Here is a 25,101-nt window from a genome sequence, read left to right on the forward strand (position 1 = left end):
TAAGGCAAATTTCAGACAAAAAGGTGCAATATTTTTAATATGGCGTTGAGTTGTGCAGGATATAACGCTTATAATATACAAAGAATTAAGTCTATATAGAAAAGGTGTCATGAATGAGCATATTAAATGTAGAAAAATTAAGTCACGGTTTTGGTGACCGTGCTATCTTTAACGACGTTTCATTCCGCCTGTTGAAGGGCGAACATATTGGTCTGATCGGGGCCAATGGTGAAGGTAAATCCACCTTCATGAACATTATTACAGGAAAACTTCAGCCGGATGAAGGCAAGGTAGAGTGGTCCAAACGGATGCGTGTTGGTTATCTGGACCAGCATGCTGTATTAAACAAAGGCCAATCGATCCGTGACGTACTTCGTGGCGCGTTCCAGTATTTGTTCGACATGGAACAGGAAATGAATGATATGTATGGCAAAATGGGCGATGTTACCCCGGAGGAACTTGAACAACTACTTGAAGACGTGGGTACGATTCAGGATACGCTGACAAACCAGGATTTCTACATGATCGATGCCAAAGTGGATGAAACCGCACGTGGTCTGGGTCTGACGGATATCGGTCTGGATAAAGACGTCAATGACCTGAGTGGTGGACAGCGTACCAAAGTACTGCTTGCCAAGCTGCTGCTGGAAAAACCCGATATTTTGCTCCTCGATGAGCCTACGAACTATTTGGATGAATTGCATATCGAATGGTTGAAACGTTATTTGCAGGAATATGAGAATGCTTTTATTCTGATCTCCCACGATATTCCGTTCCTGAACAGTGTTATCAACTTGATCTATCACATGGAGAACCAGAATCTAACTCGTTATGTAGGCGATTATGATCATTTCCAGGAAGTGCATGAGATGAGAAAACAGCAGCTGGAGTCGGCGTACAAACGCCAACAACAAGAGATTGCTGACCTTAAGGATTTTGTGGCGCGTAACAAAGCAAGTGTAGCAACACGCAATATGGCGATGTCCAGACAGAAGAAACTCGACAAGATGGATGTTATCGAGATCGCCAAGGAGAAACCGAAACCGCAGTTCAACTTCCGTGATGCAAGAACATCTGGCAAGCTCATTTTCGAAACTAAAGGTCTTGTAATTGGATACAACGAACCGTTGTCCAGACCACTGGATCTGCGTATGGAGCGCGGACAGAAGATTGCCCTTGTTGGTGCGAACGGAATCGGTAAAACAACCCTGATGCGCAGTATTCTGGGTGAAATTCAAGCTCTGGAAGGAACCGTTCAACGTGGTGAACATCTGGAGATTGGTTACTTCCAGCAAGAGATGAAGGATGCCAACTACAATACATGTATTGAAGAGATCTGGCAGGAGTTCCCTTCATATACCCAATTCGAGGTGCGTGCTGCACTTGCAAAGTGTGGTTTGACTACAAAACACATTGAGAGCAAGGTAGCTGTACTAAGTGGTGGCGAGAAAGCTAAAGTGCGTCTCTGTAAGCTGATCAATAATGAAACCAACCTACTTGTGCTCGATGAGCCGACGAACCATCTGGACGTTGATGCCAAGGAAGAGTTGAAACGTGCGCTCAAGGCTTACAAAGGCAGTATTCTTCTAATCTCCCACGAACCGGAATTCTACCGTGATGTCGTTACGGAGACGTGGAACTGTGAGTCTTGGACAACAAAAGTATTCTAAATAGAGGTTGTTCAAGAAGTCCGCTTTTGATTACGAATCATGTGCGAGCTTGCGAACAAGCTCGAAGCGTGAGAAAAGGCGCGAATTTTGCTTGCAAAACAAGCAGAACTCGCGCCTTTTTTGTGTGGTTTTAACGAAAAATGTTTGAGCCCAATGCACAGTTGACAGCTTGAATAAGGCAATAATATAATTCAGGAAAGCAATTACATTTATATATTAGAAACCTGTTTCACTGCATAGGGGCAAAGAAAACACGGTATTCCGTATGGGTATCATTGCACTTAGAAGGGAAGACGGGTCTTTTTTTGCATTCAAATGAAACCGGTTTCATTAAAATAAGGAGGTGGACAAAACTCGTTACTGACCACTGGTTGCTGAGGATAGGCTGAACAACAACACCACGCGTTCAAGAACCATGCTTTCATCTTTCACGCCAAAGGAGAGAATGAACATTGGCTAAACTCAGGAAACCCATGATATTTATGTTATCAGCAACACTTGCGCTGTCTTCGGGACCGTTGATGCTACCGAGTAAGGCGTATGCCGATCTGAGCAGTATACCCGCCACGTTGTTGCAGGACGATTTTTCGGATGGGAATTACACGGAATCACCCGCGTGGAACGTAAGCTCAGGCAACTGGGAAGTGTTCGCTGACCCGACAGATGCGTCCAACTTTACGCTTTTCCAGAGCGATACCAATGAAGGCATCATCTCTACTGGAGACTCCATGTCGGACATGACCGTGTCCATGCGCTTTTATACAGGAGAAGGTAAAGGATTTCCGGGCATTTTGCCGCGGTTTCAGGATAAGAGCAACTTTTACTATTTTCAAATGCATGTTCCCAATAATAAACTCGTTTTCTCCAAACGGGTAAACGGATCAGACACAACTTTGAACACGATGGACTATGCGTTTGCCAAAGATACATGGTACACACTCAAAGTGGTGTTATCAGGTACCACCATTCGCGTGTATATCGCGGAAAACGGCTCCGATCAGTTGGTATTTGATCTGGTCGATACTACATACGGGTCAGGTACCGTGGGCATTCGGAATAAGTGGCAGTCGTTACATGCAGATGACGTAATCATTGCCGAGCAGCCGCCTGGGAACGATATTCAGCTCTCCATTGCTGAGCAGACGGCGTCTTCGGTTTCACTGCAATGGTCTGAAATCGCGGGAGCATCAGCCTATCGCTTGTACCGTTCCTCTACGCCTGAAGGCGGCTATTCCCTGGTAACCAGTACCGGAACTTTGGAACACACGGATGAAGGATTGAGCGGGGATACGGTGTATTATTACAAGCTGGCTTATGAATACGGAGGTCTAACCGAATCATTATGGACTGCTCCGCTGGAAGTTCGGACGACAGCATCGGCACCACAGGCTCCTGGCGAATTAAAGGCCGAAGCACTCAACGCAACAAGCGTGAAGCTATCTTGGTCCGCCGTGGACAAGTCAACTGGTTATCGCGTGATTCGGGCCAAAGCTGGCAGTGAGCAATACGAGCAAATCTATGAAGGTAAAGGGCTCACATTCACGGATAATGCACTTGAGCCGGGCAACAGCTACAACTATCGCGTAACAGCCTATAACGCAGCTGGGGAGTCAGCATTCACTGTTGCAGAAGCCACGACATACTCCATTGACTCTCCAGCAGAGTTCGCTGCCACAGCTGTGACGGACACATCAATCTCTCTGGGGTGGAATGTCTTGCCTGGATCTGATGTAACGTATATCGTGTCCCGTGCAACCAGTGCTACGGGTACGTATCAGCAGGTCTATAGTGGCAATGAAAACACGTTTAACGATGGCGGTCTGACGATGGGCACAGGATATTTTTACATCATCCAGGCGACCGTGGACGGCGTAACTTCTCCAGCATCCGCACCGTTGGGTGTTACGACGATTCGTACAAGCATTACACCGGGGCAACTGTGGCCGGATCTGGACGGTAAGCCGATTGATGCGCATGGGGCAGGCTTTTTCTATGATGAACAGACGGAGATGTATTACTGGTATGGTGAATACCACACGGGCGGATGGCCAGCGGTTGGTGTGCGTGTGTATTCATCCAAGGATCTGATGAACTGGACGGACCGAGGCATGGCTCTAACGACACTTCAATCCATGGATGATTTTGACAATGACCCGTTGATCTCCGAATTGTATGCGGGGCGTGAAGACCGCGTGGATATCTGGGCAGATATCCGCAAAGGACGGATTATTGAACGACCAAAGGTCATCTACAACGACAAAACGAAGAAATACGTGATGTGGGCTCACATGGACGGCGACAAGGACCCCTATAACGATAATGCGAATTACGGTAAGGCGCGAGCCGGTTATGCGATCAGCGACTCTCCAACAGGGCCTTTTGTGTATCAGAAGAGTTACCGGATGGACAGAGCTCCCGAAGGGGAGAAAGATTTCTTCCCAAGCGACCGGGGTATGGCACGTGACATGACGTTGTTCAAGGATGATGACGGTACCGGTTACCTGATCTACTCGAGCGAAGAAAACCTGACGTTATATATCTCCAAACTGAATGAAGACTATAGTGACGTAACAGGGTGGCATAAGGAAGGACGAACGGATGACAAAGGCAATCCGGTACGAGATTCCACCTATCAGGCGGAATACGGCGTCGATTACGTGCGAGTGTTCCCGGGAGGGCAACGTGAAGCACCGGCGATGTTCAAGTATCAGGGGAAATATTATATTTTGACTTCCGGAGCTTCCGGTTGGGCCCCTAACGAAAACAAAGTGACGGTGGCGGATAACATTTTTGGCCCGTGGTCAACGCAGACCAATCCGTTCGTGCGTACGTTGCCAACTGATCCCGATCCAGGCAAGGCATTTGGCACACAGACCACATCCGTCATTCCGGTCGATCCGGAAAAAGGCAAATTCATTTACGTAGGGGATACGTGGAATGGTGGCAATTTCTCGAATGATGCTGCAAAATACGTGTTCTTGCCAATTGAGTTTGGAATAGGCTCCGACATCGCGATCAAGTGGTATAACAGCTGGACACCTGATCTGCTGAATTCGATGGGCAAGGTAGATATTGCTGATCCCTTGCCAGAAGCCGTGGCGCTAGGCAAAGTACCATCCCTGCCAACAACGTTGAATGTGCGCGAGGGTGGAGCACTGGTATCAACGCCAGCAGTCTGGACGATTGATAACCGGGCCATGACGGCAGAAGATTTTGCCAAGCCAGGACCGCTCACATTACAGGTAACCACACCGGAATATAACAACAAAAAGCAGGCGGTTCGTGTAAATGTCATTCCGGAGAATACAGTTTTTTTCGTGAATAGTGGTGGTTACGAAACGGCTGATTACAGTTTCATGGGTGCTTATATGAAGGGAACGCTTGCGAACCCGGAAACGGCGGATCAGATGTACGCTCCGTCTGAGGGATATAGTTGGGGGTATGTCAGCGCAGATGCACTGCCATCCGGTTCGAATGGCGGGGATATATTCTCGACCGTACGTTATCTCAACGGTGGCAATGTCAGCAATTCTCCTAAAGGCACGGATTTGACCTATACATTTGATGTGCCAAACGGGACATATGATGTATACGCCGGATTCAACGATCCGTGGACCAATACTTCGCGCAAAGCGAATTTAATCATCAATGGCGCCAACACGGGTGCAGTTACTTTTACGCCTGCCAGCGTTAGAGCCCACAAAGGCATCAGCGTGTCGGACAACAAGCTGGAGTTGACTGTGCGCAATACGGCATCACAGGACCCGATGATTAGCTGGATTATGATCGTTAAACCTGACGCTACACCACCTGCAAATGATAGTGCAGGCCTTAACGCTGATGCGTTAGATTCTACGAGCGCAACGCTTCACTGGGATGCTCATCTTGGTGCAGCAAGCTACAAGCTCTACCGCTCAGATCGTGAGCATGGAGAGTATAAGGTGGTCTATAGCGGCAATGGACGGGAGTACACGGACAGTGAACTGAACCCCGGCACGGATTATTATTACAAAGTGGAAGCTTTGGATGCGACGGGGCAATCCGTGAGAGGTGTATCTTCCGCTTATCAGGTGCAAACGGCTCAGCAGAACGCTGCCGATGTAGCTACAAGCATTACAGCATTGGAACAACCTTCCGCAGGTGCAAAAAAACTGAAGTTCCCATCCGTGCCGCAAGGTTTCACGGTGAAGATCGCTTCCAGTTCGGTACCGTCGGTCATTCAAACTGATGGAACGATTGTCCCACCATCTAAGGAAACAACAGTAACCCTGGAGTTGGAAATTACTCGAACTTCTGACGACAGTAGAGCCCTGACTGCACCGTTGACGGTGAAGGTGCCGGCATCTGTTCCTTCCCCTGGAGGTACGGACCCTGGTTCGGGCGGTAATCCAGGCGGCAATTTCGGTGGAAATCCAGGAAATAGTTCTGGTTCAGCCAACAATGGCGGACAGTCAGGAAGTGGTAACCCAAGTGCAGAGAATGCTGTACCACAACCTAAACCGGAGAAAGACCGTTCAGTTCTGGAGTTGCAGGGACAGTCTGATCAGAAGGGTGTAGTGCAGTCCAACGTGGATGTTTCAACGATTAAAGAGGCTTTTCAAGTTGCCCCCTCAACAGATGCGGGTCAGCGATTGGTCGAACTTCGACTGAAGCCGGTTTCGGGAGCAACGGCATATGAAGTTTCTCTGCCTGCCTCTGCGTTAATAGATCAGGGAGAGTCACATGTGTTCAACATTGTTACAGAACTGGGGATGTTGGAGCTTCCTGCGACATTGTTAACGAAGGATATCGTTGGGGATGGGATTGCATCAATCCGATTGATCAGAACGGAGCTGCCAAAAACAGTCGCAGATCAGCTTGGCACGCAATATGGAGTCCAGCTTGAACTTCAACTGGATGGTCAACCATGGCCATCGGAAAGCGAGTTGAACCTTCGTCTGCCTTTCCAATCCTCACAAAATGCTCAGCAGGATCGGATTGTAGCATTTGCCATTGGCTCGAATGGTGTGGCAACCCCAATGCCGCAAAGTTACTACGATCCAAAAAGCGGGCAGCTTGTATTTTCCGTAACATCACTCACAGGAAATTATGCTGTTGTGCCTGTGGAGCAGACATTCGCAGATCTTGCAGAAGTGCAGTGGGCCAAGAAAGCAATGGAGGCTTTGGCTGTCCGAGGTGTAATTGATGCAGAGGCAAGCGGTGATTCCACGCAGTTACATCCAAAACAGGAGATGACCCGCGGCCAATACATGCAATGGTTGATGACTGCGCTGGGCTTGAATGCTTCTTCCGGGAATGCGTTCTCTGATGTAAACGAAACTGCTCCGTATTACGAAGCAGTTACAGCTGCGCGTTCGCTAGGTATCACCAGTGGCACCGGTGACGGGCGCTTCCTGCCAGAGTCCACAATCACTCGTCAGGAGATGATGACATTGACAGTGAGGGCACTTGCAGAGGCTGGGCTGGTTGACTCCGAGACGGCTGCAACAGATAACCTTACTCGTTTCCACGACGCTTCCGAGATTCGCTCCTATGCCCGGGATAGTGTCGCATTACTTGTGGATCTGGGCATCGCCCACGGGTACAACGGTGAGGTGAAACCACTTGCCGAAGCAACCCGAGCCGAATCGGCTACATTGTTATATGCGATGATGAGCAAACTGGTATGGAATAAATGATAATACACCAGAATCGTAACGTGTGAAAAAGAAGGCTTACTTTGACCTGGAACTCAGGTTGGAGTAAGCCTTTTGGAGTTAGCCTTGTTCATATATTCCACTTTCCACTTCAACTTGAGCTGGCCGCCAAATTAAAAAATAAAACAATACCGTCCTTGATTTGAAAAGGAGGGTTTTTGTTGTTTTTTGTCCTTTATCAGTGAAACTGATAAATGCTATAAAATCATTGAAATTGACCCTCAACACCCGGTGTGTTAGGTTTTAGAGAGAAGAAATTAAATTAATGTGATGATTTTAGTCGGAATTAAAATCGAAGCAATGCGCGAGGTGGCAAACAGTGGAACTTCAAGTGACAAACAGCCCTTTTAATCAAGAACAAGTTGAACTGCTTAATCGTCTTATTCCTACATTGACCGATGGACAACGTACTTGGTTGAGCGGATATATTGCAGCAATTCAGGCAAGTGCGACAATAGCAGCTCCAGCTAACCTGGTACAGGCTGCACCAACTACAGGAATTGCACCTGACAGTGCTCCGCCAGTATCCCGGGAAGTTACCGTGCTTTTTGGTTCACAAACCGGGAATTCCAGTGGCCTATCGAAGAAGCTGGCCAAGAAACTTGAAGAGCAAGGTCTTCAAGTAACGTTGTCATCGATGGGAGATTTCAAACCGAACGGACTTAAGAAAATTGAAAATCTCCTCATCATCGTCAGTACGCATGGCGAAGGCGAACCACCGGATAATGCGATTCCGCTGCATGAATTCCTGAACAGCAAACGGGCTCCGAAGCTTGAAGGACTTCGTTACTCGGTGTTGGCTCTGGGAGATACCTCCTATGAGTTCTTTTGTCAGACAGGTAAGGACTTCGATAAACGATTGCAGGAATTGGGTGGTACAGCTCTTGTACCACGCGTGGACTGTGATGTTGATTTTGATGAAGCAGCTGCGGAGTGGATGAATGAAGTACTGGCATCCTTAAGCAGTACATCTGCTGCTGCGAGCACGGTAACCACTGAGGCTGTTACAGCTGCGCTGAGCGGCGGGGAATCCGAATATGATCGCACGAATCCATTCAAGGCTGAAGTGTTGGAAAATCTCAATCTGAATGGCAGAGGATCGGACCGTGAAACACGCCACATTGAGTTGTCTTTGGAAGGCTCCAGTCTGGACTACGAGCCAGGTGACAGCCTTGGGATATTCCCTGAGAATCATCCGCGCCTTGTGGAGGAATTGATTGCAGCCATGGGATGGAATGCCGATGAACGCGTGACCGTGAATAAAAACGGCGATCAGGCATCTGTGCACGAAGCGTTGCTGCGTTATTTTGAAATTACAGCTGTGACGAAACCGGTCGTGGAACAACTTGCGAAACTGAATCCTGGGAGTGGCCTGACGGCGTTACTCGCAGATGATTCAGAATTCCGCACAGTCATGAATAGCTGTGATCTGCTGGATCTGGTTCAGGATTATAATCTGAAAGGGATTCCTGCCGGAGAATTCGTAGCTGCTCTTCGCAAAATTCCGGCACGTCTATACTCCATAGCGAGTAGTTCGAAGTCTTTCCCGGATGAAGTTCATCTTACCGTTCGCTCCGTACGTTATGAAGCGCGTGGCAGAGAACGTTACGGTGTATGCTCGGTACATCTGGCTGAACGAATTGAAGCTGGAGACACACTGCCAGTATATATACAGCATAATCCGAATTTCAAGCTGCCTGAGAACCCGGATACACCGATCATCATGGTTGGCCCAGGTACAGGTGTAGCGCCGTTCAGATCTTTCCTTGGTGAGCGTGAAGAAACTGGAGCAGAGGGCAAGACATGGCTGTTCTACGGAGATCAGCATTTCGCCACTGACTTCTTGTACCAGACGGAGTGGCAGCGTTGGCTCAAAGATGGCGTGCTCACGAAGATGGATGTAGCCTTCTCACGTGATACGGAACAGAAAGTGTATGTACAACATCGCATGCTGGAACACAGCAAAGAACTGTACCAGTGGCTTCAGGAAGGGGCAAGCGTATATATCTGTGGTGACGAGAAAAAAATGGCACATGATGTGCATGCTGCGCTCACCATGATTCTTGAACAAGAAGGCGGTCTATCGCCTGAGCAGGCATCGGAATATCTGACACGGTTACAGCAGGAGAAACGTTATCAGCGGGACGTCTATTAATTACCGGCCCAGCCGGATTGCACCATCCCGCAGAGACGAGAGGAGAAAGCAGCATGGTTTATAATAACTTACTTAACCCACAGCGCACGAATAGTGATGTGGAAGATATAAAGATCAAAAGTGATTACTTGCGCGGAAGTCTGACCGAAACGTTGGCCGATCGCATCACGGGCGCAATTCCAGAGGACGACAACCGTCTGATGAAACACCACGGCAGTTATATGCAGGATGACCGCGACCTGCGTAATGAGCGTCACAAATCTAAACTGGAGCCTGCATACCAATTCATGTTACGTGTGCGTGCTTCCGGTGGGGTTGTAACCCCGGAGCAGTGGTTGATGATGGACAGAGTGGCACATAAATATGCGAACGAGACGATTCGTCTGACCACACGTCAGTCTTTCCAACTGCATGGTGTACTGAAGTGGGATCTTAAGAACACCATTCGCGAAGTGAATGATTCGTTGTTAAGCACACTGGCTGCATGTGGTGACGTAAACCGTAACGTGATGTGTAACCCGAATCCGAATCAATCCGATGTGCATGCTGAAGTGTATGAGTGGGCATGTCAGGTGAGTAATCATCTGGACCCTCGCACCCGGGCTTATCATGAGCTGTGGCTGGACGGAGAGAAAGTGATTGATTCCCAGGACTCGGACGAAGAAGTTGAACCAATCTATGGCAAAGTGTATTTGCCACGGAAGTTCAAGATCGGTATTGCTGTACCACCATCCAATGATGTGGATGTCTATTCACAGGATCTTGGCTTTATTGCTATTGTGGAGAACGGCAAGCTGCAAGGCTTCAACGTTTCCGTTGGTGGCGGCATGGGGATGTCTCATGGTGACGCCAAAACCTATCCTCAGGTGTCCAAAGTCATTGGTTTCTGTACGCCAGAGCAAATGATTGATGTTGCAGAGAAAACAGTTATGATTCAGCGTGATTATGGAGATCGTGCCGTTCGTAAACATGCTCGTTTCAAATATACGCTGGATGACCGTGGTGTGGAGTGGTTCATTGAAGAGTTGACTACCCGTTTGGGTTGGAAACTGGATGCAGCACGTCCGTATCATTTTGATACTAACGGAGATCGATATGGTTGGGTAAAAGGTAATAATGGCAAATGGCATTACACGCTGTTCATTCAGAATGGTCGTGTAAAAGATGTAGACGGCTATCCGCTCATGACGGGTCTACGTGAAATTGCAAAAGTGCATACGGGTGATTTCCGACTGACTGCGAACCAAAATCTGATCATCGGTAATATCAGCAGCCAGAAGAAGAAAAAGATCGAAGCTCTGATTCAGCAATACAATCTGACCGATGGTGCACATTACTCTGCGCTACGCAGAAGCTCGATGGCTTGTGTTGCACTTCCGACATGCGGTCTTGCGATGGCTGAGTCTGAACGCTACTTGCCGTCCCTGATCGATAAACTGGAGCCTGTACTGGACGAGGCTGGGCTTAGAGACGAAGAAATTGTCATTCGCATGACCGGCTGCCCGAATGGATGCGCAAGACCGATGCTGGCGGAGATTTCATTTATCGGTAAAGCGCCAGGTAAATACAATATGTATCTCGGTGGCAGCTTCACCGGACATCGCTTGAATAAGCTGTACAAAGAAAACATTGGTGAAACCGAGATTCTGGACACGTTGACTCCAATGGTGAACCAGTATGCCAAAGAGCGCAATGAAGGTGAACATTTCGGAGACTTTGTCATTCGTGCCGGTTATGTTCCTGAAGTGTTGGATGGTCGACAATTTCACGCTTAATTGACCGGGTAACATGAACTGAAATTAGGACTGATTTAGGGCGGAAGCATTCCTTTAAGGGGTGCTTCTTGTCTGTTTATATATGGAGTGAATAGAGGTAACGATAGTTACTGCTGAGAGATTTATGGGAGGATAAACTGAGGCTAATCTTCAAATGGAGATGGATAATCACCGCAGTTAATCCCATTATTTCGTGTGTATTAACTTGTTGAAGTACGCTCAACAAGATATAATGGCATAGTAGAAAGCAGATTACATGTTGAAAGTGAGCGGAAACGATATGGGTCGTAAGTGGAATAATATCAAGGAAAAGAAAGCTTCAAAAGATGCAAACACGAGCCGGGTCTACGCTAAATTCGGCGTTGAGATCTATGTAGCTGCCAAGAAGGGCGAACCGGACCCGGAAGCGAACCGTGCACTGAAAGTCGTGCTGGAACGTGCCAAAACGTATAATGTACCCAAAGCCATCATTGATCGTGCGATGGAAAAAGCAAAAGGCAGCGGGGATGAGAACTATGAAGAGTTGCGTTATGAAGGCTTCGGACCGAATGGTGCGATGGTCATCGTTGATGCACTCACCAACAATGTGAATCGTACTGCGCCGGAAGTGCGCTCTGCGTTTAACAAAAACGCTGGCAACATGGGTGTCAGTGGTTCTGTTGCTTACATGTTTGATCCAACAGCGGTTATCGGTATAGAAGGCAAAAACTCCGAGGAAGTACTGGAACTTTTGCTTGAAGCAGATGTGGATGTACGTGATATCGTGGACGAAGACGATGCTGTAATTGTATATGCAGAACCCGATCAATTCCACGCTGTACAAGAAGCATTCAAAGCTGCTGGTATTACTGAGTTCACAGTAGCCGAGCTGACCATGCTTGCGCAAAACCATATTGAACTTCCAGAGGATGCACAAGCTCAGTTCGAGAAACTGATCGATGCGCTTGAAGACCTTGAAGATGTTCAACAAGTCTACCATAACGTAGAGTTCGTTTAAGAGAACGAGAAGATATGTGGTTTGATTGTACAAAAAGAGTGTCTGCCAATCTACGGGATTGGACGGACACTCTTTTTTTGTTCGTTTATGAGTTGGACTGTAGTGTTCCAGGGGACTTATCTGATTTTTCCGATTTACCCCCACCGAACTTGAACAATACAATTCCGCCAACAATGACAAGTACACCGAGCAGCTGATTCCACGAAAAAGGAATTTGCTCCAGACCGAGCCACCCCATGGAATCAAACAATAGAGCAAAGCTCAGTTGGGATGTTAGCACGATCGAGATGGCATACGTGGGACCAAGCAACTTCATCCCTTGCACGAGACAGAAGACCACGCCAACCCCGATGGCTCCACTGAGCCAGTACCAGGGTTGCATATGCTGGAAGCTGAATGTATTTTTGCCCTCTACCAGCAGAGAGATGAGGAAAGAAGCAAGGAATCCGGTGAAAAGCACCATCGTTGTTGTGGACCATGAACCGGTGCGTTCATTGACTTTGCTATTAAAAATCGTTTGCAGACTGACAAGTGCACCTGCCAGTAGTGCAAGCGAAATACCTGTGATTAACATGGTTGTCGAACTCCTTATTCATAAATATTGTGACCTGTTATTTCACGTAGACCCGCCCGGTCCTTAATCATAATCAATCCCTGATGTCGTTCAATTAACCCGTCTGCACAGAGCTTCTGGATGACCCGGTTCAGGTGTCGGTAACTGGTGCCGATCAGATTCGCGATGTCGGTCAGATTGAACGCGTCCAGCTCTTCGTGAACGATACTGCCCGCTTCTTCTGTCGAGATGGAGAGCAGGTAGCTGGCTAGACGAACCTCAACGGGATACATCAGGTTGAAATTGGAAAAGTTCGAGTCAATGTAGAATTTGTGTGAGATGATTTTAAGCAAAAATTTAAGCAAAGGTGCATAATCGCTGGCAAGCTCAGCGAGCCACTGATAATGAATGCGAAGCATCACCACAGGTGACACGGCCTGAACCGTATTAACAATATCGCTTTCACGGACATACTCTATGTCACCGACCACTTCAAGCGGTGTTTTGAAACAAAGCACCAGCGTTTTGTCCTGAGCGGAGGTGGTGAAAATCTTGATTTTACCCTCAACCAGTACGTACAAATATTCGGAAGTTTCCCCTTCACGACAGATCAGTTCACACTTCTCAAAGTGGCATAACGTCATATGTGCACGCAGGGGCTCGTGAAATACAGTTTCAAGTTGATATTGCTTCAAATATTGCATTAATTGTTGCTCGTTATGGAACTCTTGCACGCTGTGATTCACCCCCGACGATATGTTTCAATCCTTCTCCAAAAACTATAGTTTCATAATAATGACACCAGTCACCATTAAGGCAATGCCCAGAAATTGCGGCAGTTTCATCTTTTGTTTCACGACGCCGAACCATCCGTTACTATCCACCAGAAAAGTCAGGAATAGCTGGGCAATGAGCAGAGCCGAGATCGTGAATGTAACCCCGATTTGCTGAATGGCCGTCACTTCGCTGAAAATAATGACGGCGCCAAAAGCACCTCCAGCCAAGTACATGGGTTTTACTTGTTTGAGTCCTTGAAGGTTGGTGTCTCTAACAAACATTAGGATCAGCGCCGCTAAGATGAATCCTGTCAGTTGTGTAATCGTAGCGGCCTGCCATGTGCCCATGTCGGTGCTAATCCGAGTATTGGCAACCCCTTGGAGAGTGATACACGCGCCGCCCAGTAATGCAAAAATAATTCCTCTCATATGTACGCTCCTTATTCAATCACTTCGACTTCTATTATTAAATGATAAATTGACTCTGAACGCCAAGGACAAATGTCCTGAGCTTTGAAGTCACAGCATCTAGAGTACTATAAAGAACTCGGTAACTCCAGATGGGGCATGAAGAGATGCGTGGTATATGTGCTCAGTACTCATTTTTCATCATAGTCTAACGAACCAGTGACACCTTATTGTACTGATTTGGTTGAACTGAGAAATCTAACGAATCTCAGCGACGCTAATTGGGCTACGTTGGGTAGATATGGACGGTAAACAGGGGGGAATGGAGGAACAGGGTGTCTACGATTCGTTACTTTTGAAAATCGGCAAATATTCGCACAATAGAGTGTATCAGGTTCGTTAGCTATCCAAGAAATGTAACGAGAGTCTACCCAGTGTACCCCGGAGCATAGAAAGTATCCAAAGCTCCGGGGGAGGATAGGCAATGATATTAGAAGCAATCAGCTAGAGATTTTCTCCGTACAAATCCAATAATATTATCAGATCACAGTGTACACAGGCTTCTCGCCTACAAAACGAACGGACAGTTCAGGAAAAAGTTCTGCAAACCTGTCTGCCAATAGCTTCATTCCCGGAGCTTCGCTCTCGGCATGTCCCATCATGATCAGTGCCTGGGACTTGCCTTGTTGCACGGCATCACGGATATATTCTGGCGTCTCCCATTCAAACCCTTCCCCAGCAATGATGAGGTCCAATTGCTCGTTCTGAATCAAGGGAATCGTCACATGTCCATTACCACGAAAACCTACCAGTACCGCTGCGCGTCTACAGACTATTTCCGCATTGCCTGCAACGCGTACATAATCGATGCCCAGGGAACTTTTCACATGGTGAGCAATAGCTTCAACGGTGCTTCCTTCCGGAAAAGAAAGAATGTCTGCTTCCGCTATTCGTTGTTCCACATAAGAGGACCATCCCAAGGCCTGAATCAGTCCTTCAGTAATGCCATCCGGTTGGAAGCGGTGGATGATATCATGACATCGATAGATGGAAATGCCTGCTTCGTTGATCAACTTTCTTTTGTCCACATAAACCGAATCATTTGCAAGCCAATCCGTATGACTGTGATGGTTGTAAAACGGAGATTCATGCGCAATGATCAAGTTCGCACCTTCCTGTATGGCTTGTTCAATAACATAATGTGTGGGCATAAAAGCAATGATAATGCCTGTGACCTTACGATCAAGTGAGCCCGTAATGAGCTGATCTACCGTGTTTTCCGGCAATTCAATGTTATCTGTGAGATGAAGTACAACGTCTTGAACAGTAAGATCCATAGAATGCATTCCTCCAATGACAGGATATAAAGTTAGTGTACCATGTTGGCATTTGAAATCTACTGCCTTCCAGATTATAGGGTCGTTTTTATTGTTTTCGGTTAATACTTAAACATACAGATTACAGTCGGTTAAGATAACAACGGAGCAATGAATTGGGCTGTACACGGATGTTGGATTCATATAGTTTTCTCAAACAAGAATAAGTATACTTACATAGAGCCTTTGTTTGTATTAAATGGAGCTGACTTCAAGGAAAGCAGTTTCCATTTCAATATACTGAGAATCAGTTGAGGTCCGCATTCATTTGCAACAATAGAACAGATTGTGAAAGGGGATAAATACGATGACAGCAACAACTATTATGGAACGTCTGAAGAGCGAGACAGCTCATTATCACAGACAAGTAGAACAGAACCCTTATGCAAAAGCCATTATGAATCAAACCGTGAATATAGAAGAATATAGAACATATTTAGAGAAATTTTATGGATTCCTGAAACCGCTGGAGGATCAGGCTGTACAGCAGCCTTTCTGGGGAAGTACGGGACTGGATATTGAGATTAGAGGCAAGGCTGGACTCTTGGAAAAAGATTTACGAAATCTGGGTGCCAGTGAAGAGGAAATCAGCCAACTTCCGCTCTGTGAAGAACTGCCGGATATTTCAACACCTGCCCGTTTGTTCGGATATCTGTATGTAATTGAGGGGTCCACGAACGGTGGACAGATTATGACCAAACGTTTGTCGCAGTTCCTGCCGATTGAGGCGGATCGTGGATTGGAATATTTCAACGCCTACGGCTCAGAGACAAGAACAAGATGGAGCGAGTTTACAGGTTTGCTGCAACAGTCCATCAGTACTCCAGAAGATCATGACAACATGGTACACAGTGCATCAGAGACATTCCGACTGTTAGATCAATGGATTAATACCGACAAGTAACACTCCTTATATAACATCATGAGAAGGGATTTTCCTGGCCATGGCCGAACCGAAGTCCAAGAAATAACAAAAAGTGAAGGGAAAAATCGTGCAATTGTCGTGTGATTACGTCTGTGCAACGTTCGATTTGACCAAGATATCATCAATTTGTGAAAAAGTTAAAAATACTTGATAAAAAGAGGGCAGAAATGCCTTCTTTTTTGTGTCCAGGAATGTCTAAATTTCGTCACCGCAGACACAGGACAAGTGATATAATGATCCCTATGGATACACTTGTTCGTATTCTGTCTTGGAGGAGGGTGAAATAACGTTCTATGAAAGACAACTCAAGACAATTGGAATTTATGGAGATAGATCTGAGTGAAGAACCTGAAACAGCAGCAGTGCCGGTTCCTGATCGTTCAACCATTGTGCAGTCTGCACATGATACGATGCAGCATCGTGGAGGTATATTGTCCTCAGAGAAACGTTTTGTAGAGGAAGCAAAGCGGTGGGCAGAGATGGAGGGGGATGTATCCCCGTGGGTTCCCTTTATGAGTTACTGGCCAACGTATGGCGTGATGAATGATGCCCAGCGCAAGTGGTATATGTTTTGGAGGAAGGAAGTACGTCAGGGGAGATACCCGGATACCGATCTGTCCTATCTATTTGTTCATATCTACGAGTTAATTAACGGCATTGGCTGGCAGAATCCTCAGGATGGTTATGATCAATTGAAGCAGCTATGGGTGAACTACCGTGAACGGCTGCCCCAATTAAATATATATATGCAAGAGTGGATGGTCGATTATGTGCTGGTCCATCAGATGGAGATGTCCTTATCCGAGGTCATGGTCCTTTCGGGCGGATATCTGCCAGCAGAGATGCTGGATAGGGAACTGCAACGTATTTTACAGGATAAGGTATCGGATATCTCGTTAAATATGCTGCAAAGATACTATGATTACGATATTACACTCAGTAAATTCTACAGAGATGGCGGCAAAGAAGTGATGGAGCAGTACATCCCACGGGTCATGGCCTTGGTTGATTCGTATCTGGAACGTACGCGACAAGTTGGACTGTTGCTTGAGTGTGATCCCAACGATGAACGCACGATGGAGCGCATTCTGTTTCGCAAAGCAGTCTATGATGATTCGATCTATGGAAGATCGGTATCGTTCAGATATATGCCCATAGGCGAACAGGCTGAATTTGTGCAGATGGTTACGCGGATCTATCGATGTACTGAAAATAAACTTCGTGAATTGCGCGGATTCAGAGGCCGATTGCGAGGACAGACTCTTGAACCCGAACTTGCAAATCTGATTGAACGTTACCTGGACAAAACATATGCGATCGAGCAGGCGGAGTCTGTGGAACAACCGGTGATTCGTATTGATACGGAGAAATTGGCATCGTTACAGCAGGAAAGTGAGTACGTGCGATTGGCGCTTACAATTGAGGATGATCACGCTTCTGAAGTGAAGGATGAAGAGGTTAACAGTGCAAATGTTGCAAGTAATCCAGTAGATGCGCTGGAAGCAGGGGATGAGATCACTCCAACTGAAGATTCCACGGTGCCGGACCCATCCGCAGAAGAGATTGTAACAGGAGCGTCAGCAGAATCGATTGAGTTGCAGTGGGACGAGTCTGTTGAGGCTGATCTGGATGAAGAATGGCTGCTTTTTGCCAAGGAAATCTCCCCTCAGCAGGTGCAAACGATTCATGTTTTACTTGGAGCAAACCCGGATACGGAGCTGATGCGTCTGGCTGAGCAATATGGAACGATGCCTGCGCTTCTGCTGGATGAAATTAATGATGTGGCTATGGAAACGATCGGTGATCTTCTGATTGATGGTGATCGGATTGTTCCTGATTATATAGATGTGTTCGAACATGTGAAGAGGTGATACGCAGTGACAGAACTTAAAATACCGAAGCGGCTGACCACCGCACTTGTAAATTCATTGACAGCGGGTGTTGTCCCGCGAATTGGACTGGAGCAGATTGCTGTTGGTCGGAAACCGGAAGTGGAAGCCATCTTGCGGGATATGGACAATATCGCCGAGGGTGGAGCAGCGTTTAAACTCATTACGGGTCGTTACGGCAGCGGTAAAAGCTTTCTTTTGCAGATGATTCGTAATTATGCGATGGATCGGGATTTCGTTGTGGCAGATGCCGATCTTTCACCAGAGCGGCGATTGGTGGGAACCAAAGGGCAGGGACTTGCCACATACCGCGAACTGATGACTCGTCTGTCTACACGCACACGCCCGGATGGGGGAGCGTTGGAGCCGATTTTGCAAAAATGGATCGCAGGGTTGCAACAATCCACGATGCAGAGTCAGAACCTGCGCCCGGATGATCCCGCTCTGCCGCTTGAGGTAGAGAAACAGATTTATGCTGTGACGGGTGAGATGCAGAATCTGGTTCACGGCTTTGATTTTGCCAAGGTACTGGCTTCTTACTGGAATGGGTACAAGCTAGCTGATGATGATCGCAAACAGGCGGCCCTTCGCTGGCTTCGAGGAGAATTTGCAACCAAAACGGAAGCGAAAAAAGAACTGGCTGTTGGGGTTATCATTGACGATGATAACTGGTACGACTACTTCAAATTGTGGTCTGAATTCACAGCGCGCATTGGTTACAAAGGATTGCTGTTGTTCATTGATGAAGCAGTGAATCTGTACAAAATTACAAACAGTGTCTCCCGTCAAAGCAACTATGAGAAATTGCTGACCATGTTCAATGATACGATGCAGGGCAAGGCGGAGCACCTAGGCATATTTGTAGGAGGTACACCACAATTTGTAGAGGATGAACGGCGCGGATTATACAGTTATGAAGCGCTTCGCTCCAGGCTTATTGATGGTCGTTATGCAGCCAAAGCGTATGCGAATTATACAGGCCCGATCCTGAAACTGGCGATGTTATCACATGAAGAGATTCTGATTCTGCTCCAGAAGCTGCGGCAGATTCATGCCTTGCATTTTGGATACAGCGCAAGTCTCACGGATGAACAATTGGTTGATTTTATGCAAACGGCGGTGAACCGACTGGGTGCGGATGAATTGCTGACCACGCGTGAAGTGGTACGAGATTTTATGGATGTACTGCATACGTTACACCAGAATCCTGAAGTGACTTATACTCAATTACTTGGCCAGCGGGTTGCCAAACCTCAGGAAACGGGAAAAGGCACAGATGCTTCAGCAAATACGGATGATCTGGACGATTTTCTGGCGGAGTTTGAATTATGAGTGATAATCCATTCTATCGGCTGGCACCGTTTGTTCAGGAGTTTATTTATAAAAAAAGATGGGAATCGCTTCGTCCTGCCCAGATTGAGGCCTGCAATATCTGTTTTCATACCCCGCATCATATGCTGATTGCGGCGGGAACGGCCTCCGGCAAAACGGAGGCGGCTTTTTTTCCTGCATTGACCGAGCTGTATGAACGGCCTTCCAAGTCGGTTGGTATTTTGTACATTGGACCTCTGAAAGCCCTGATTAATGATCAATTCGAACGTCTTAAGGATCTGTTATCCGAAGGAAATATTCCGGTTTGGCATTGGCACGGGGACGTACCTCAGGCGGAGAAAACAAAACTGATGAAAAATCCGTCCGGTGTGCTCCAGATAACGCCAGAATCGCTGGAAGGTCTGCTCATGAATCGACCAAATGCAATCCCGGCGCTGTTTCATGACCTGCGGTATGTCATCATCGATGAGGTGCATGCTTTCATGGGAGCGGATCGGGGCATTCAAGTACTCAGCGAACTTGCCAGAATCGAGCGTATGGCTGGCTGTGCACCGCGAAGAGTGGGCTTGTCCGCTACACTTAGTGACTATGATACGGCTACATCTTGGCTTGCTGCGGGAACGCAGCAGGGAGTGGATGTGGTCTCTTCCCCGGGCGGTCGCAAGTTGCGACTGCGGGTGGAACATTTCTCCTTTCCAGATGCACAGGACGAGGAACAGGCGGAGCAGCTTCATAACGCACGTAAAGCGTACTACGACTTCATCTATGAGAGCACACATCGTAAAAAAGCGCTGATCTTCACCAACAGCCGCACAGATGCTGAAGTTACCATTCTTGAGATGCGGCGGGTCGCGGCTCGCAGACAAGAGCGTGATGTGTTCCATGTGCATCATGGAAGTATCTCCGCCATGCTGAGGGAAGAGACGGAAGCTGCCCTACGCACTGGATCGGGTCCCGCGGTTGCTGCGGCAACGGTCACGCTTGAACTAGGCATCGATCTGGGCGAACTGGAACGTGTGGTTCAGCTCGGTGCGCCGTATAGTGCGTCCAGCTTTGTACAGCGTCTGGGACGATCAGGCAGACGAGAGGACATGGCATCGGAGATGCTTTTTGTATGTCCGGAGGAAGAGGATGAGGAAGCGCAATTGCCAGCGCGTATGCCGTGGACTTTGATGCGTGCGATTGCTGTTATCGAACTATATGTAAAAACGAAATGGGTCGAGCCGCTTGAAGCTCGCAAAATGCCCATAGGTGTGCTCTACCATCAGACGATGAGCATGTTGAAAAGTATGGGGGAGGCGGAGCCGAGAGATCTTGCAGAAGCGATCCTTTCGCTGGCTCCATTTGCGTTGATTAGACCTGATCAATATCAGGTTTTCCTGAATTACCTCATTGAGACGGATCACCTGCAATGGACAGAGGATCGAACATTGATTATCGGTCTGACAGGTGAGAAAATCGTGAATAATTATCGCTTCTACGCGGTGTTTAAGGATGATGAGGAACATAAAGTTTTAAACGGATCGGAAGAAATTGGTTCGATTACAACCGTACCCCCACCTGGCTATTGCTTCTCGCTCGCAGGCAAACTGTGGAAAGTGGAAGAGGTCGATCACAAGCACAAGGCTGTGTATGTGAAGTCTGCGAAAGGTAAAGTAGATACGTTATGGCTTGGAGCGGGAGGAGATATTCATACGTCGGTGGTACAGAAAATGCGTGAAGTGTTGTCCGACTCCGTGATCTATCCCTACCTGTCACCACAAGCCGTCAATCGACTTGAACGGGCGCGCCGCCTAGCTCGTGAAAGCGGACTGTTGAAGCAGGTCGTGATTCCGGCAGGGGGAGATTCGTTGTATGTTCTTCCTTGGGTGGGAAGTAAATCTTTCCGTACATTGGAGCGCTTGATGAAGCATAATCTGTCCAAGAAACTTGCCTTGCGTTCGGTTGTGCCCATGGAGCCATATTATTTTGTAGTGTCCGGCAAGGTCGATGAACGAACATTGTTAGCCGAGATTATGAGTGAGTGTCGAACGGCTGAAGACGCATCTGCGTTACTGGCTGAAGATGAAGCGCCTTATCTGGGCAAGTATGATGAATTTGTCGCGCCGCCTTTGATCCGTGAGGCTTTTGCCGTTGATGGGCTGGATCTGGATGGATTGAAGGAAGGTTTACAGCAAACATTGGAGTGGGACTCCTCAGGCTCCAATCGAACATGACGTTTTTACGTAATCAGAGTACTCGAAGTATAGTACAGCGATCGAAGCGACTCGGTGTAATAATGTAGTTCAACTTTTTGTACGGAATAGGGTTGACACCATCTCACCTCCCATGTAATATATGAAAAGTCGTCACACACGAATTACATCAAATTGCATATATCATTTCGTATAACCTCGCAGGCCGAAAGTGTACACAGGGCGAGGGTCTCTACGGGAAGCCTATACTTCCTAACTACGATGCCAAGGAATCAATGTATTCCTTGCTCGTAGTTAGGATTTTTTGCATTTAGATAGTGTCTGTGACATTGGCATGAACCAACATGCGGGCGTATTTTTCTTATCATCAGGAGGTTTATTCACAATGAAATATTATCTGTCCGTTCTCGCGGGAGCGATGAGCTATGGCATATTATCCACGATTGTGGTTCTGGCGTACGGCGAAGGATATAAACTTGGAGAGGTTGTGGGAGCACAGCTGATCACGGGTTTTCTTCTATCCTGGATGCTGGCGCTATACACAAGATTTAGAACAAAACGTAAGTCACAGGCAAATGGCAAAGCATCAGGAGCCGTGGCACAGGTATTCAAGCGGTTGACGTGGAAACAACGTCTGATATTGATGGCTGCTGGAACACCAACCGTAATTACAGGTCTCGTGTATTATCAGTCTTTGCGTTACATTCCGGCTTCACTTGCCATTATCCTGTTGTTCCAGTTCACTTGGATTAGTGTATTGATTCAGGCGATAAGCAAACGACAACGTCCAGACAAAGTCACGTTCCTGACGTTGATCATTCTGTTCGGTGGAACCTTGCTGGCAGCGGGTTTCCTGGAACAAGGATTGGGTGAGTTCAACGGTCTGGGTATTGCTCTTGGACTAATGGCAGCCGTAAGTTATTCCCTGTTTGTCTTGTTCAGCGGCAAAGCGGTTCCTTCAGCGCATCCAGCCTTCCGCAGTGCGTGGATGGTTACAGGCGGATTGATCCTGCTGTGCATTTTGTTCCCGCCGACATTCCTTTTTAACGGATTGATCTGGAGCCAATTGCTTGTATTTGGATTGCTGCTTGGATTCTTCGGGGCATTCATTCCACCAGTACTGTTCGCTATCGGCGTTCCGCATATTGGTGGTGACATGGCCGGAATACTGGGTGCAGTGGAGCTTCCAATTGCAGTTTTGTTATCCTCAATCGTGCTCCATGAGCATGTCAGCGGATTGCAATGGTTCGGAGTTATTATTGTACTCATTGGTGTAGCCTTGCCAGAGCTGTATAAATTACGTATGAGACGAAGTCGGAATACACCGATCTATTCCTGAGTTATACAAAAAGGGATATTGCGAAGCATGAACGGGAATACCCGTAGATAAGCCTGAGAAATCAGGCTTTTTCTATTGAAATATTCTATATAAATTGAACTAAACATTTACACGAAACGGAGAGGACAGAAATAATCTGAAGAAGCGAAGCGTGCGCCTTTATTCCCGGATTTTACCCTTTGAAAAAGGAAATCAAAAAATCTGGGGATAACAGCGATCGAAAGGTTGTTCTGTCATCGGAGTGTCCAGTGTAAATATTCTTTAGTTCCACTTATATAGCTCAACCGCAATAGCCCAGAGGGGTCATTTTCATTGTCATGCGAATCAGGTATGCTTAAAGAATACATCCGTCTGTTGATTGAATATTGATGGGACATCGAATGAGGAGTGTTTATATGAAAAGCTGGTTTGGAAAAACATGGCCTTGGTTAACGCTGGGTCTGACCGTTGTTGTACTGCTTGGATCATTTTTGGTTTATTTTATGGGCAAAGACGTATCCCCGGGATCGGGAAGTGCAGTAACAGCACAAGCCGAGACTGCGGAGGATTTGAAGGGATATGAAGTCATTGATGTGGACGTGAGCAACGATGGTTTTGGACCAGACGTTATCGAGGTGAAAGCTGGCGTACCGACTAAAATCAACTTTATTCTGACCCGGTCGGTGACACATGTGAAATCAGTGGGATCACAAAAGCTAGGCATGGATCTATACATGCAAAAGGGACCCAATTATTATACGGTCGACAAAGATCTACCCAAGGGAGAATACGAGATTCACTGCGGCATGTACATGATATATGCAACGATTAAGGTCGTATAAACAGAAGGAGCAAAGTTTCGGGTCACCGAGCTTTGCTCCTTTTTTTGGTGCGTGATATCATGGAAAAGTGGGTAAAATCGATCAGGAGGTGGCGAAATGAAAGCGCTATTTATTGGAGGGACAGGCACCATCAGTACGGCCATTACGGAGATGCTTGCACAGCAAGGCTGTGAACTGTATTTAATTAATCGCGGCAATCATAACGATGACTTACCTAGTGAGGTCAACGTACTTCAAGCGGACATTAATGACGAGACACGTGTAGCGGAACTGATAGCTGATCTGGAATTTGATGTTGTGGCAGACTTTATCGCTTTTGTACCGTCTCAATTGGAGCGAGATTACCGTTTGTTCAAGGATAAAACCAAGCAGTTTATATTTATAAGTTCAGCATCAGCGTATCAGACTCCCCTGGCTGATTACCGGATCACGGAAGGTACGCCCTTATCGAATCCATACTGGGAGTATTCTCGCAACAAGATTGCCTGTGAAGACTATCTGATGAAACAATACCGCGAGCACGGATTCCCTGTGACCATCGTTCGTCCGAGCCATACGTATGGCGACAAATCGGTACCTCTCGGTGTTCATGGTGCTCAAGGCAGCTGGCAGGTTTTTAAGCGTATACGTGAAGGCAAACCCGTTATCATTCATGGAGATGGCACCTCACTGTGGACCATTACGCACAATACTGATTTTGCCAAAGGATTTATCGGGCTTATGGGAAATATCCATGCCATTGGTGAATCGGTACATATCACCTCGGACGAATCCGTCACATGGAATCAGATTCATGAGATTATAGCTGACGTGTTGGGCGTTAAGCTTCATGCGGTACATGTACCCTCTGAGTTCTTGGCAGCATGTAGCGATCAGGATCTTCGCGGCGGATTGCTGGGTGACAAAGCCAATACCGTTGTCTTTGATAACAGCAAGCTGAAGCGGCTTGTTCCGGAATTTGTAGCAACGACAAGAGCTGATCAGGGCATTCGACGTACGATTGAGCACATTCTGGCGCATCCTGAATTACAGACCGAAGATCCGGAATTTGATGGTTGGTGTGACAAGGTCGTTGGCGCACTAGACGAAGCGTTATTAAAGATCAGAGATGAGAAATGAGAAGTAAGGCGTTCATGATCAAGTGTTTACATTCATGCGCTTAATCGTTATAATCAAGAAAAAATGACACTTGTT

The 25,101-nt window shown here is 47.1% G+C and carries 16 protein-coding genes and 1 riboswitch; of the genes, 12 read left to right on the plus strand and 4 right to left on the minus strand.

What is annotated here, in order from left to right:
* The first annotated feature begins 113 nt into the window (after window positions 1-113).
* The 5 genes from NST33_RS13055 (at window position 114) to NST33_RS13075 (ending at window position 12,293) form a co-directional block, all read left to right on the plus strand.
* Window positions 114-1,670 carry an ABC-F family ATP-binding cassette domain-containing protein gene (locus NST33_RS13055; RefSeq protein ID WP_017688769.1) on the plus strand — a complete coding sequence of 519 codons (1,557 nt, stop codon included), beginning with the start codon at window positions 114-116 and terminating at the stop codon, window positions 1,668-1,670.
* Window positions 1,671-2,122: 452 nt separating this feature from the next.
* A complete protein-coding gene (locus tag NST33_RS13060; protein ID WP_339308139.1) occupies window positions 2,123-7,348 on the plus strand; it encodes a fibronectin type III domain-containing protein in 5,226 nt (1,741 codons plus the stop codon).
* Between the two features lie 337 nt (window positions 7,349-7,685).
* Entirely contained in the window at window positions 7,686-9,521 is a 1,836-nt protein-coding gene (locus NST33_RS13065; protein WP_339308141.1) for an assimilatory sulfite reductase (NADPH) flavoprotein subunit, read from the plus strand.
* 53 nt (window positions 9,522-9,574) lie between these two features.
* Window positions 9,575-11,296, plus strand: coding sequence for an assimilatory sulfite reductase (NADPH) hemoprotein subunit (gene cysI, locus NST33_RS13070; RefSeq protein ID WP_339308143.1), 1,722 nt, complete (start codon window positions 9,575-9,577; stop codon window positions 11,294-11,296).
* A 280-nt stretch (window positions 11,297-11,576) separates the two neighbouring features.
* Window positions 11,577-12,293: a YebC/PmpR family DNA-binding transcriptional regulator gene (locus tag NST33_RS13075; RefSeq protein WP_036608916.1), complete on the plus strand. Its 717-nt coding sequence runs from the start codon at window positions 11,577-11,579 to the stop codon at window positions 12,291-12,293.
* 85 nt (window positions 12,294-12,378) lie between these two features.
* Here the strand turns inward: NST33_RS13075 and NST33_RS13080 are convergent, their stop codons facing one another.
* The 4 genes from NST33_RS13080 to NST33_RS13095 form a co-directional block, all read right to left on the minus strand.
* The gene (locus NST33_RS13080; protein ID WP_221819561.1) at window positions 12,379-12,867 is read right to left on the minus strand and encodes a DMT family transporter; all 489 of its coding nucleotides are present in this window, start codon (window positions 12,865-12,867) and stop codon (window positions 12,379-12,381) included.
* Between the two features lie 14 nt (window positions 12,868-12,881).
* Entirely contained in the window at window positions 12,882-13,580 is a 699-nt protein-coding gene (locus NST33_RS13085) for a helix-turn-helix domain-containing protein (protein ID WP_339184651.1), read from the minus strand.
* Window positions 13,581-13,625: 45 nt separating this feature from the next.
* The gene (locus NST33_RS13090) at window positions 13,626-14,051 is read right to left on the minus strand and encodes a DMT family transporter (protein ID WP_036608521.1); all 426 of its coding nucleotides are present in this window, start codon (window positions 14,049-14,051) and stop codon (window positions 13,626-13,628) included.
* Window positions 14,052-14,569: 518 nt separating this feature from the next.
* A complete protein-coding gene (locus NST33_RS13095) occupies window positions 14,570-15,367 on the minus strand; it encodes a Nif3-like dinuclear metal center hexameric protein (RefSeq protein WP_339308147.1) in 798 nt (265 codons plus the stop codon).
* 346 nt (window positions 15,368-15,713) lie between these two features.
* Here NST33_RS13095 and NST33_RS13100 point away from each other — a divergent pair, with 346 nt between their 5' ends.
* From NST33_RS13100 to NST33_RS13130, 7 genes are all read left to right on the plus strand, one after another.
* Window positions 15,714-16,310, plus strand: coding sequence for a biliverdin-producing heme oxygenase (locus NST33_RS13100; RefSeq protein ID WP_339308149.1), 597 nt, complete (start codon window positions 15,714-15,716; stop codon window positions 16,308-16,310).
* Between the two features lie 314 nt (window positions 16,311-16,624).
* Window positions 16,625-18,202, plus strand: coding sequence for a TerB N-terminal domain-containing protein (locus tag NST33_RS13105; protein ID WP_339308151.1), 1,578 nt, complete (start codon window positions 16,625-16,627; stop codon window positions 18,200-18,202).
* A gap of 6 nt (window positions 18,203-18,208) precedes the next feature.
* Window positions 18,209-19,552, plus strand: a complete 1,344-nt coding sequence (locus NST33_RS13110; RefSeq protein WP_339308153.1) for an ATP-binding protein — start codon at window positions 18,209-18,211, stop codon at window positions 19,550-19,552.
* Window positions 19,549-21,768 carry a DEAD/DEAH box helicase gene (locus NST33_RS13115; protein ID WP_339308155.1) on the plus strand — a complete coding sequence of 740 codons (2,220 nt, stop codon included), beginning with the start codon at window positions 19,549-19,551 and terminating at the stop codon, window positions 21,766-21,768. The genes NST33_RS13110 and NST33_RS13115 overlap by 4 nt, the downstream gene beginning before the upstream one ends.
* Window positions 21,769-21,915: 147 nt before the next feature.
* A riboswitch (purine riboswitch) is annotated at window positions 21,916-22,026 on the plus strand.
* Window positions 22,027-22,132: 106 nt separating this feature from the next.
* Entirely contained in the window at window positions 22,133-23,086 is a 954-nt protein-coding gene (locus tag NST33_RS13120; RefSeq protein WP_221819555.1) for a DMT family transporter, read from the plus strand.
* 395 nt (window positions 23,087-23,481) lie between these two features.
* A complete protein-coding gene (locus NST33_RS13125; RefSeq protein WP_074094860.1) occupies window positions 23,482-23,907 on the plus strand; it encodes a cupredoxin domain-containing protein in 426 nt (141 codons plus the stop codon).
* Between the two features lie 96 nt (window positions 23,908-24,003).
* On the plus strand, window positions 24,004-25,026 hold the full coding sequence (locus NST33_RS13130) for an SDR family oxidoreductase (RefSeq protein WP_339308157.1): 1,023 nt from the start codon (window positions 24,004-24,006) through the stop codon (window positions 25,024-25,026).
* The last annotated feature ends 75 nt before the right edge of the window (window positions 25,027-25,101 follow it).

It is taken from the genome of Paenibacillus sp. FSL L8-0435 (assembly GCF_037965655.1).
Classification (GTDB): Bacteria; Bacillota; Bacilli; order Paenibacillales; family Paenibacillaceae; genus Paenibacillus.

What these genes read in the sequence shown, in the direction of transcription:
- NST33_RS13055 (WP_017688769.1), top strand. Translation starts at nt 114, where the DNA reads ATGAGCATATTAAATGTAGAAAAATTAAGTCACGGTTTTGGTGACCGT.
- cysI (WP_339308143.1), top strand. Translation starts at nt 9,575, where the DNA reads ATGGTTTATAATAACTTACTTAACCCACAGCGCACGAATAGTGATGTG.
- NST33_RS13075 (WP_036608916.1), top strand. Translation starts at nt 11,577, where the DNA reads ATGGGTCGTAAGTGGAATAATATCAAGGAAAAGAAAGCTTCAAAAGAT.
- NST33_RS13080 (WP_221819561.1), bottom strand. Translation starts at nt 12,867, where the DNA reads ATGTTAATCACAGGTATTTCGCTTGCACTACTGGCAGGTGCACTTGTC.
- NST33_RS13090 (WP_036608521.1), bottom strand. Translation starts at nt 14,051, where the DNA reads ATGAGAGGAATTATTTTTGCATTACTGGGCGGCGCGTGTATCACTCTC.
- NST33_RS13095 (WP_339308147.1), bottom strand. Translation starts at nt 15,367, where the DNA reads ATGGATCTTACTGTTCAAGACGTTGTACTTCATCTCACAGATAACATT.
- NST33_RS13100 (WP_339308149.1), top strand. Translation starts at nt 15,714, where the DNA reads ATGACAGCAACAACTATTATGGAACGTCTGAAGAGCGAGACAGCTCAT.
- NST33_RS13105 (WP_339308151.1), top strand. Translation starts at nt 16,625, where the DNA reads ATGAAAGACAACTCAAGACAATTGGAATTTATGGAGATAGATCTGAGT.
- NST33_RS13115 (WP_339308155.1), top strand. Translation starts at nt 19,549, where the DNA reads ATGAGTGATAATCCATTCTATCGGCTGGCACCGTTTGTTCAGGAGTTT.
- NST33_RS13120 (WP_221819555.1), top strand. Translation starts at nt 22,133, where the DNA reads ATGAAATATTATCTGTCCGTTCTCGCGGGAGCGATGAGCTATGGCATA.
- NST33_RS13125 (WP_074094860.1), top strand. Translation starts at nt 23,482, where the DNA reads ATGAAAAGCTGGTTTGGAAAAACATGGCCTTGGTTAACGCTGGGTCTG.
- NST33_RS13130 (WP_339308157.1), top strand. Translation starts at nt 24,004, where the DNA reads ATGAAAGCGCTATTTATTGGAGGGACAGGCACCATCAGTACGGCCATT.